This is a genomic window from Dolichospermum sp. UHCC 0352 (genome assembly GCF_009711925.1).
GTDB lineage: Bacteria > Cyanobacteriota > Cyanobacteriia > Cyanobacteriales > Nostocaceae > Dolichospermum > Dolichospermum lemmermannii.
This window is the reverse complement of sequence record NZ_VIKY01000110.1, coordinates 1-10,736: the sequence shown is the minus strand read 5'-3', so window position 1 is coordinate 10,736 and position 10,736 is coordinate 1. Positions and strand designations below refer to the sequence as shown.

8 protein-coding genes are annotated in these 10,736 nt (G+C 34.6%); 5 read left to right on the top strand and 3 right to left on the bottom strand.

The annotated features are described in order from the left end of the window. The coding region (locus FJR06_RS07190; protein ID WP_168651129.1) for an NAD(P)/FAD-dependent oxidoreductase at window positions 1–1,019 on the bottom strand (1,019 nt) is incomplete at its 3' end. 280 nt (window positions 1,020–1,299) lie between these two features. Continuing rightward, window positions 1,300–2,682 carry a cytochrome P450 gene (locus FJR06_RS07185; protein WP_015079768.1) on the bottom strand — a complete coding sequence of 461 codons (1,383 nt, stop codon included), beginning with the start codon at window positions 2,680–2,682 and terminating at the stop codon, window positions 1,300–1,302. Between the two features lie 309 nt (window positions 2,683–2,991). Between FJR06_RS07185 and FJR06_RS07180 the strand changes: the two genes are divergently transcribed. The 3 genes from FJR06_RS07180 (at window position 2,992) to FJR06_RS07170 (ending at window position 7,169) form a co-directional block, all read left to right on the top strand. Then, window positions 2,992–5,205, top strand: coding sequence for a phosphoketolase (locus tag FJR06_RS07180; protein WP_168651128.1), 2,214 nt, complete (start codon window positions 2,992–2,994; stop codon window positions 5,203–5,205). Between the two features lie 95 nt (window positions 5,206–5,300). Next, on the top strand, window positions 5,301–6,797 hold the full coding sequence (locus tag FJR06_RS07175; protein WP_200863846.1) for a pentapeptide repeat-containing protein: 1,497 nt from the start codon (window positions 5,301–5,303) through the stop codon (window positions 6,795–6,797). A 57-nt stretch (window positions 6,798–6,854) separates the two neighbouring features. Next, window positions 6,855–7,169, top strand: a complete 315-nt coding sequence (locus FJR06_RS07170) for a hypothetical protein (protein ID WP_015079771.1) — start codon at window positions 6,855–6,857, stop codon at window positions 7,167–7,169. Between the two features lie 47 nt (window positions 7,170–7,216). Here FJR06_RS07170 and FJR06_RS07165 read toward each other — a convergent pair whose 3' ends face one another. Continuing rightward, the gene (locus FJR06_RS07165; RefSeq protein ID WP_015079772.1) at window positions 7,217–7,726 is read right to left on the bottom strand and encodes a hypothetical protein; all 510 of its coding nucleotides are present in this window, start codon (window positions 7,724–7,726) and stop codon (window positions 7,217–7,219) included. Window positions 7,727–8,330: 604 nt separating this feature from the next. Here FJR06_RS07165 and FJR06_RS07160 point away from each other — a divergent pair. Continuing rightward, entirely contained in the window at window positions 8,331–9,500 is a 1,170-nt protein-coding gene (locus tag FJR06_RS07160; protein ID WP_015079774.1) for a hypothetical protein, read from the top strand. A 9-nt stretch (window positions 9,501–9,509) separates the two neighbouring features. Next, entirely contained in the window at window positions 9,510–10,637 is a 1,128-nt protein-coding gene (locus FJR06_RS07155; RefSeq protein WP_015079775.1) for a hypothetical protein, read from the top strand. Window positions 10,638–10,736: the final 99 nt, after the last annotated feature.

Below are 10,736 nucleotides of genomic sequence, written 5' to 3'. Positions count from 1 at the left end.
GCTAAATCTATTTTCAGAATGGTTTCATTGTTATTGATAATCCGTCGTTCTAACCTTTCCCACAAATCAGGATCAACGGCATCAATATCACTTTTTTCTGTCATTTGTAAGAATAATCTTTGAGCATCAATATTAGAAATTACTCCCTGTTTTGCTCGATATTCTTTACCACCTGCTACCCTAACTCCTACCGCTTTACCATCATCAATTAAAATCTTTTCTACGTGCTGGTCTGTGAGAATTACCCCACCTTTACTCTTAACTAATTTCACCAAAGCTTGCACCAATGCACCTGTACCGCCGCGAGGTCTAGCCATTCCAGGATTATGACGCATAGCCATCATCATCACCCCAATTGCCAGATTTTTTTGAGAAGGTGGCGCACCTAATTCTGATGCTAATCTAGATAGGGGGGCTTTGAGAAATTCTTCATCAAACCATTCATTAAGAATATCTTCGGCGCTGTTTAACATTGTTCGCACAAAATCAAAACTTTTGGCGGGAGAACCAACTACAGAAAATAAATCTTTAACTTGTTGCAGATTGTAGTTACCAAAAATATCTATAATTGATTTGGGTGGGGCATTAAACATGGGAATCATGGCGTTAATTGCCCGTTGCCAATAATTTGTAAACTCGGCATATTTTTTAGCATCTCTTTCATTATAACGAGCAATTTCTGCACAGGTCTTTTCTAAGGATTTATGAGCTAAAAAATATTTACCGTCGGGGTGAGGACAAAATACAACTGGGTCACAATCTAGATATTCTAAGCCATATTTTGTCAGTTCTAATTCTTCTACTACTGGACCCAAATGAATAAATTCATGGTCAATGGCACACAAGTTAAATTTAAAACCTGGTGCTTTGTCTGGGATACATTCTTCTGTTGTGGCTGCACCACCGGGAACAGGACGTTTTTCTAGTAGAAGGACGCTATAACCTGCTTTGAGTAAATAAGCTGCACAAACTAAACCGTTGTGTCCAGCACCGATGATGATAACGTCGTATTCTTGCATATCTCTTATGACATAGAAACCTGGCTTTTTTATATTATTAATATTTACGGCAAATTGCAAGTAAATTAGGTAAAATTTTAGTGGAGATTAGTTACAATAATATAGCCATCCTATTTGAGTTGTTGTCGGAGAACGAACCACAGAGGCACAGAGAGCGCAGAGGTAGAGAAGGAAGAGATGTATGTTTACGGCAGGTTATACAAATACGTCTTATTTAGGATTACTATAGATCCCCAATTTATTCAATAAATCAGGGATCTTGTTTGAGAAATTATTGCTGTTAAACTGTGACTGTTTCTAAATTTACAGATTCTGGTTGACGAAGATTCTGAATTTCTAAATTTATGGGACCATTTGGACCTGTAACTAAACCCCGTCTTTGTGGTTTAATTTCATCGGTATTCACTAATTTCATTGACCATATTTTCAGAACTTTAGCTAATATTAATTTCATTTCCATTTGGGCAAATGCTAAACCGATACAACGTCTTGCACCACCACCAAAAGGTAGAAATTCATAGGGAGAAAACTGTTTTTCTAAAAAGCGTTCTGGGTTGAATTTTTCAGGTTGAGGATAAATATCTTCCCGTTGATGAGTTAAATAAATTGAACCCATAATAATTGTACCTGCTTCAAGTTGATAACCACAAAGAGAAATAGGTGTTTTTACTTTTCTGGGAAAAGTTAGCATTGCTATGGGATAAATCCTTAATGTTTCATTACAGACAGCAGTTAAATATGGCAATTTAAAGATAGTATTAGAATCAGGATTTTCTCCTAAACTATCCAATTTGACTAATAGCTTTTCTCGAACTTCCGGGAGTTTATGAATCCAGTAAAAAGCCCAAGAAATAGCTGTGGCTGTAGTTTCATGACCTGCGACTAATAAAGTCATCAATTCATCTCTTAATTCTGCATCAGTCATAGGTTGACCGTTTTCATCTTGAGCAGACATAAGTAAATTAAGAATATCTGTGCGATTAGGATCAAAATTTTCTCTTCTTTCTTGAATTTCCTGATAAATGAGTTGATCAGCTTTTTCCTGTTTCTTCATTTGTCTTTTCCAAATTTCAGAAATTCCTATGATTTCTTTCAATTTGGGAAGATAGAGAAAAGCAACTCTCCAAGGACTGCTACCCTGTTCTAAAATTTCACAAAGTAAATGTTTAAGTTTTTCTGCTCGTTCTCCTTCATAAATGCCAAAAACAGCTTCCATCATTACCTGAAGAGTGATATCTTGGGTAATGTTCCTAATATTAAAAGATTGATTTTTTGGTTGTTGATTAAAAACTTTTGTGGTAATATTCTCAATTAATTCTGCATAAGTTCGCATTCTTTCCCCGTGAAAAGGAGGCATAATTAATTGACGTTGACGTTGATGTGCTTTACCACTAAGACTAATGACAGAATTTTTGCCCAGTAAATATTGAAAAATACTGTTTAAATCTCCTGGTGCTTCCAAGTCTTTTTGATCATTACTTAACACCTGCTGCATTGCTTCAGGAGAATGAACAAATAACATTGGTGGTAAATTACTTTGCAATTTTAAAGTGAATAAATCACCATAAGTCTTGGCACATTCTGTCAAATAACTCATGGGTCTGAATATCCAGTTTAAAACTTGAATAGTAGCTGATACTTTTGGTCCTGGTAGTAGTTGCATAATTTTCTCCTATTTTGATTACACAATTAATTACACAATAACTCAACTTCAACTATAAACCCTTGAGATTTGAATTTTCACAAGATTATCAAAAAAACTAGATGTGTAGGGGTTTAGCACTGCTAAACCCCTACGTATACTGATTTAATGACATGAAAGGAAAAACAAGTAATCATGTGAGATGAGTATTTAACCTACTTATGGTGATATTGCGAAAAAGCAATTAACTATTAGATCCTCAAAGATGTAAAATCTTGGTTACATTAAACCAGAAACTCAAGTTTTTCCGATTTTATTCAGGTACTCAACATGACAGTAATTACGACAAAGGCAGCTTCCGCAGTTCCAAATTTTTGTGAAGGGATACAATATTTTGGGGAAGCATTGCCAGATTTTGAAACTTATGGGGCAACTCCCGTGATAGAATCGGGCAAGAGGGCGATCGCATCCCCAACAGATCCAAATGCAGTATATCAAACCTTACTGGCCGCTGATGCCCTGCGCTACCTCACACTACACATCAGTGCTAGTAAGGCTTCTGGACATCCCGGCGGTTTTGCCAGTCAAGCGGAAGCTTATGCAGCTTTGGTCATGCTGGGACATAAAAACATTATCACTGAAGTGGGACATCACGCCCCTGGTTTCTATAGCGCCATGTTCTTAGACCGTTCCTTAGAAGACATGGGCATTTCTACAGTACAACAATTGGGCGATCGCTTTCGAGAAAAGCATGGATTATTAGGACACCTATCCGGCTACATTCCCGGCATTCTCGCACCGGCTGGCCCCCTGGGACAAGGACAACATTTCGCTATGGCCGCAGCCCTGTTGCACCGTGATAAACTCTTCCCCTTCACCCTGGGAGACGGGGGACTGGGTGAACCCTATATCATGAGTGCAATGGCACATTTTAACACCGCTTACCCCACTGTTACCAACTTCTTGCCCATATTAGTGTGGAACGGTTACAGCCAAGAACACCACAGCATGGTATCTTTGAAAACTAACGCAGAGATGATTGCATTCTGGAAAGGTAACGGTTTTGCCGAAGTCGTATTAGTCAATGCTAAAGATTTTGACGACCAAAATCAAGCCGGTGAATATGTTGATAGTACCGCATTTTCCTTTGAGAAACGCCTAGAATTTACCAAAGCGGTATTAGTAGGCATGGATAAAGCTGCCCGTTCAGCACTCGGCGGTAAATTGACGGTATTTATTATCAAACAACTCAAAGGGGCAGGGGTTCACGCTTTAGGGGCAAAATCCCACAACCTCTATCCTCAAGATACTTTAACCGCGCCCCATATCGTCAGCGCCTTACAAAAACGGGCATTATCAGCCCCAGCATGGCAAATTGTGCGGACAAATGCGGAACGGGCTGGAGGTGGTCCGGCTGCGAAAACTGTAGTCACAGAATTTGAATTACCCTTAGCAGAAATTGGCGAATTACCATTAGTAGAATATCAAGTTGGCGCAGTTCCCCAAGTTTCTACAACTGTCATGGGTAAGCTGGTGGGAGTAGTAGGAAATAAAGATAAAAATTTCCTCGTGACTAACGCCGATGGTAACGCTGCTTCAGGAATTGGTAATATTAATGAGGCATTAAAAATCATTCACCCCACTACCGATGACACCTATCATCAAGCCCCATCTGGGCAAGTTTACGAACCTTTGAGCGAAGATGCTTGTGCTGGTTTAGCGGCTGGTTTATCCTTAATGGGGGCGAGAACTTTATGGTGTTCTTATGAATCTTTTGCTATCAATGGTTTACCAATTTGGCAAACTGTCACCCAAGCAATGGCAGAATTACGCCGCAAAACACCCTCAACAATTACATTATTTACAGCGGGGGCTTTAGAACAAGGACGCAACGGTTGGACTCACCAAAGACCAGAAATTGAAGCCTATTTTGCTTCTTTGATGAGAACCGGAAATGTCTTCCCATTATTTCCCCCAGATGCTAACAGTATTCAAGTCTGTTATGACTGGGCTTTGCAAACAAAAAATAAGGGCATTGTCATTACTGCTAGTAAGTCTCCTTTGCCAATTCGTAGCACCTTTGCCCAAACTGAAAAAGGCTTAATTGATGGTGCGGTGTTATTACATGAAGTGGCTGGTGGCAAGACTGTTGTATTTGCTGTCATTGGCGATTTGACTTTAATTCCTGTGTTTGAAGCGGCGGCTTTTTTAGAAACTGAAGGTATTGGTGTGAAGATTGTTTCTATTATCAATCCTCGTCGTTTATATCGTCCTCATGATACTGCTTGGGATACTTGTTCTGAACCAGATAACGGTTTTTTAAGTGATGCCGATTTTGAGCAATTGTTTGGTGGAGATGCCTTAATTGGTGTGACAGGTGGGGCTGCGGCGATGTTAGAACCTATCATGTTACGCAGTAATTCTCAGCGTGATTCTTTTGCCTGGAAGCGTGGGGAAACTACCGCTAGTGCGGGTGAGTTGATGGCTTTTAATGGTTTGACTGCGGAAGCGTTGACTAAGCGGGCTATTGAGTTGGTGCATTAAGATAATGCTATACCCCATCTAAGTTTTTACTTGGGTGGGGAATGTTAAAAATTTTATTGTTAGGATGGAAACAATTAAAGTCAATTATTAAAAATATGAACGAATACGAACTTATAAAAAGTTACGCATCAGGAAATAGAGATTTTAACAACGCTAAATTACGCCGTGCAAATCTTATTAAAGCTAAATTGCGAGATGCAAATCTGATGAATGCAAATTTGCGTTGTGCAAATCTTATTGAAGCTGATATGACTAACACAAATTGCATTTTTGCTAATCTCAGTTTTGCTAAACTTAATCACGCTAAACTACATGGATCAGTTCTGATTCAAAGCAATTTATTTAGTGCTAAATTGAATTATGCTGATCTGAGTCAGGCAAATTTAGTTGCTGCTAATTTAGATTCTGCTCACCTAAATCATGCAAACTTAAATAACACTAACTTAACAAATGCTCATCTTAGTGGTACTAACTTAATATCTGCTAATTTAGTAGCTGTAAATTTAACTGGTGCTTATTTATGGAATTCTAATTTAATAGATGCTAATCTAATAGGAGCTAACTTAAAATGTGCTAATCTGAGTTGGGCTAATTTAGAAAATAGCAATTTGGAAAATGCAAATTTAAGATGTGCTAACCTTAGCGGTGCTAATTTGGCTGGTGCAAATTTAAAAAATGCTGACTTAAGTGGTGCTATTCTCAAGAGTTTATGTTATGATTATGATCCTGATAACATAATAACTAATTTAACAGGTGCAAATTTAACTAATGTTAATTTAGAAATGGCAGATTTAAGTTTAGTAAATCTTTCATACAGTAATTTAAGTGATTCTAACCTAACTAATGCAAAGCTAATATTAGCTAATTTATCCAATGCTAATTTATCCAATGCCAATTTAGAAGGAGCAGACTTGAAAGATGCCAATCTAATTGGTGCTAACCTTCAAGGAACAATACTGATTAATGCACCAATTAATAATCTATCCCAATTAGATTGGACAATACCCTTAAAATTTTTACAATCTGATTTCATTAACAGATTAAAATCTAATGAGTTGCTTTATTGTCCTACAGAAGGAAGGCACAGCGAAATCACTAAAATTTATGGTAAGAAACGGGACGAAGTACGTGATTTTTGCTGGAAAATGGTTGCTAAATATAGAAATGAAGATCCCAAACTAATTTTTATCAATACAATGAAAGGTAAGTTAGGTGAAGAAGTTGTAAAAAGCTGCTTGGGTGATTTAGTTAGGTCAGTCAATTATAATGTATTACCTGGTGGAGATGGTAAAGTTGATTTGATTACCTATAATTCAAATATAGGCATTCAAGTAAAGGCAACTCATAGCAGTAGAATTGATACTGCGAGATGGTTTATCAGCAAAGACGAACTACAAAATAATGCTGTATTAGCCTGTGTTTTAATTACCGAACCGATAAGGGATGACCAAGCAGACTTTAATCTTGTATTTGCTGGTTTCTTACCAACAAATATGATTTATTTAGAAAATGATAGAACTTCAGTTCCAATAACAGAACTTCTTTATAGTGGTGGATTAAGAACATATCTGGAAATTTTTAATTCTATATAGCTAAATTAATAAATAGTAGTTAATATGTAAATATACAGAGTTCACAGGAATAAAAACATGATAGATGTATATTTACCACTACCATTAGCTCCAGTAAATAAAAACCAAGATCCCCACGTTTTATTTAGACTTGGTACAATCCCTGATCTTATTGAGTCTGGTCAAAAATTTAGGTTGGGAGACACCGTACTTCAAAACCTACTTCTTCATGTTATGATAATCGGCTACTATCAAGATAAGGTTTTAGTAAAACCAGTAGAAAGTGGGAAAATTACTGAAAAAGCGTTGGATTTATTTTTCAGAGATAATGATCCAGAAGATTATAGGAAAATATCTATTGAAGAATATTGGTTACTTTATCCCGAAGAATAAAAACTACTTCATTCAGAAGGCTGTGTCTAGCTGATAGACATACTAATTTAATAACCACAGTCTGCTGGATCTATAATAAACTTGGTTATAAATCTACTATCATTACCGAAATAACAAAAGGCAAATGATACGCCTTTTTGCAAAGCAAGTTTTGTCTCTGGAGTGCTACAGAGAGAATTTTGCACATTTGGCAACAGAGCATAAGCAAATTTTGATCCATCTAATTGAAAAGATGAATAGTTAATCAATTGATAGTTATAAACTAATTTATCACCCTCTACACCAACGTTATTCAGCATGGTTTCTTGATCTATTTGTACTGGTGTAAACTTATTTATCTCATTAGCTGCTTTCCATAAAGCCTGTTGCTTTGATAGTTTGTTTTGGTTACTAAATGACTTAGCAATAGCTTCACTTCCAGTTTTTACCAAAGATTCACTTACAGCACTAGCTACACCTGCTACTACAACTTTTGTTACCTGACCTGCAAGTTTACCAGAGCCTTTGCAACTACATAGTAGCACTACAATGAAAACAGAACAAAAAAATTTTTTCATGCTCGTTGATTTCTTGTTTTTAAGAAAACATAATAAATTTAATTATAATTACTGATAGTTAATTTTGCAAAATAAATTTACTTTTGATACTGCTCATCTAGCAAGTAGGTTAGGTTGACACAAGAAAACCCAACAATACCCACCATTAATAACGCACTTATTACAACCCAAAAACCCTGTATCTGTTCACATTATCTCACTCAACCATTGCTGGGGATTAGTGGAGCGATAGCGAAGCACTGCTGCAAGCAGTTCGCAGTCTGAAAACCTTACCCTGTATCTGTTTACGTTATCTCACTCAAGCGTTACTAGGGATGTTTAGGGCGATAGCGAAGCGCTGCTGCAAGCAGTTCGCTGTGATCGTGTTGGTGCATTAAGAGCTATTACCCCCATTTGAATGTTTGATTGGATGGGGGGCTATTGAGTTGGTGCATTAAGGATTTTTAACCGCAGATGTACGCAATATCTTATATTTTTAGAGTGTACATTTGCGGTTGAGTATATGGTAAAGAATTTTACTTTATTTTTCTTTACATTTAGTTTTGTCTTGATCCATTAATTTAAGACTATTATAAGACTATAAAATTTATTGCTGTTAATTTTCATGAAAATACTTTCTCAAATCTTCGATAAGAGAATAAAAGCATACAATATTCTGACAGAAATTTCTATTTCTGAATATTTAGAAATAGCTAAAATTATTCTTCAAAATAATCCTTTACAAAGAAAAAGATTAAGATCATATTCGTCAATATATAACCTACTCAAGAAAGATTTGAAAGTAGGATGTACTATACCTCCCCTAGTTTTAGCACTCGGTAATGAAAATATAGAAATTAATTATGAAGATGATAATGAATCTCTCAATTATATAAATAACCATAAAAATAAATTAATCATTATTGATGGATTACAAAGAACATACACTTTACTCGATGTAGAAAAAGAGTTGGACTTTGAAAATGATGAAAATAAAAGAAATTTTTATGATCATAAGTTAAGATTTGAAATTTATTTAGGTCTTAACAAAATAGGTATATTGTACAGAATGCTGACACTTAATACGGGTCAATCACCTATGTCGGTGAGGCATCAAATAGAAATACTTTATTCAAATTATCTCGATGAAAATATTCCTGGAGGAATAAGATTACTTAGAGAAGTTGAGGAAGAAACTCCGCATCAAATTGGCGAATACAGATTTAATGATGTAATAGATGGTTTCACTTCTTATATTCTTAGGGACGAGTCTAGTTTGGATAGAAGAGACTTGCTTGAAAGTATAAAAAGTTTAGAAAAGCTTGCTCTAGAAAATCAAGATAATGATCTATTTCAAAATTACCTCATAACATATAATAATTTGGTTAAAAAAATACATGAATTAGCAGGTGATTGGAATTTTAATAATGAAGAAATTATATTATCGGGTAAGCCGTTTGGTTCTAGCGTAGATAAAATATTTTCTAAATCACAAGTAATGACAGGTTTTGGTGCTGCCGTAGGTTTTTTGAAAGATAAAAATCTCATTAATTCATTTGATGATATAAATAGAGGTATTGCAGATATTAAACCTAGCAAAGATGACTACAACTTTCTTGACGAGTTAATTAGAAAATTAGATGAAATCAGTAAAACTGCCAAAAAAATAGGCAACTCTCAAAGAATGTATTTTTATTACTTGTTTAGAGAATTATTTAGCTCTGCAAGTGACTCATTTTTATTAATAGATGAATCAATAGAATCTAGTTACAAAAGATACAAATTAAATGAGTAAAGTTTTTATATGTCTCTCAAAATTATAGATGAAGTTTCAAATACAACATATTTGTTAACAGAAGTTACATCAACTTTTAATGATGATGAATATCACTTTGAGCTTTCTGATTCAAGTGGCACTAAGGTCTATATTGATTATGTTTTAACTGCATACAATGATTATAAACCTGAAGATTACTCATTGTTCATATTTAAGTCATGGATTTTAAATAGTGAAAATAACATTTTTCAGGCTTATGAAAAAGACATTAATGAGAGAGTTGGTTGGATGTTTCCTATTCAATCTCTTGTATCTAATGAACATAAATATGTAAGTAATTCTCATTTTTTAAAATATGCGTATGTTGCATTTCTCAAATTACTAATAAATCGAGAACAGTACGAAACTTTTACTCCATATCTCCAAACTATAGACAGTTATAGATTAACAGAATTTTACGGAGATGATATAATAATATTAGTTTTATCTAATACTCAAATTCAAAAACTTGATAATTTTCATATTGATAATTACCTTACTTCTTTATATTCATATAGTTATTACTACTGTCAACCTATTGATAATTTTAAAGAAATTAATAGTAGAGCTAATTTTCAATCTCCTGGTGATACTAGATTGATACTTCAGAGAAATTCATCCTATTTACAAGGAGAAGTTTATCTACATAGACTTTTCAAAAGTTTGTTAAAAACAGAGGAACATCCTTTGGTTCGGTTTTATCTTCTTTACCAAGTAATTGAACTAATTATAGAGATAATTTTTGAAAAAAGTTTTTCAGATATAATCAATAATTTCCAGAACAATACAGATAAAAATATATATGAACTTAAGGAATCAATAGCATCTATTTCTAGTGAAAAAGAAAGAATATCTAAATTAATAGCTACTTTAGAAAAACATTTTGATGGAAATACTAAAACCAATCTACTTCTTTATTGTAATGACTTACTTGTAGCATTTAATAGTGAGAAAAAAGATAGCTTGGCTTTAGCTTTGTACGCTGTTAGAAGTTTAATAGTTCATAAGTTTAGAAAATTGCCAGAGAAGGATTTACCAAAAATTGCAGAAATTAATAAAGAATTTGAAAATATTGTCATTAAAATAATTTTAAATTACGAAGAAATAAGTATTTAGATTTTGTAGGTTTAAATTAGTAAGTACAGTATCTGTTCACATCATCTCACTCAACCATTACTAGGGATTAGTAGAGCGATAGCGTTCGCGAAGCGTCCC

What these genes read in the sequence shown, in the direction of transcription:
- FJR06_RS07185 (WP_015079768.1), bottom strand. Translation starts at nt 2,682, where the DNA reads ATGCAACTACTACCAGGACCAAAAGTATCAGCTACTATTCAAGTTTTA.
- FJR06_RS07180 (WP_168651128.1), top strand. Translation starts at nt 2,992, where the DNA reads ATGACAGTAATTACGACAAAGGCAGCTTCCGCAGTTCCAAATTTTTGT.
- FJR06_RS07175 (WP_200863846.1), top strand. Translation starts at nt 5,301, where the DNA reads ATGAACGAATACGAACTTATAAAAAGTTACGCATCAGGAAATAGAGAT.
- FJR06_RS07170 (WP_015079771.1), top strand. Translation starts at nt 6,855, where the DNA reads ATGATAGATGTATATTTACCACTACCATTAGCTCCAGTAAATAAAAAC.
- FJR06_RS07165 (WP_015079772.1), bottom strand. Translation starts at nt 7,726, where the DNA reads ATGAAAAAATTTTTTTGTTCTGTTTTCATTGTAGTGCTACTATGTAGT.
- FJR06_RS07160 (WP_015079774.1), top strand. Translation starts at nt 8,331, where the DNA reads ATGAAAATACTTTCTCAAATCTTCGATAAGAGAATAAAAGCATACAAT.
- FJR06_RS07155 (WP_015079775.1), top strand. Translation starts at nt 9,510, where the DNA reads ATGTCTCTCAAAATTATAGATGAAGTTTCAAATACAACATATTTGTTA.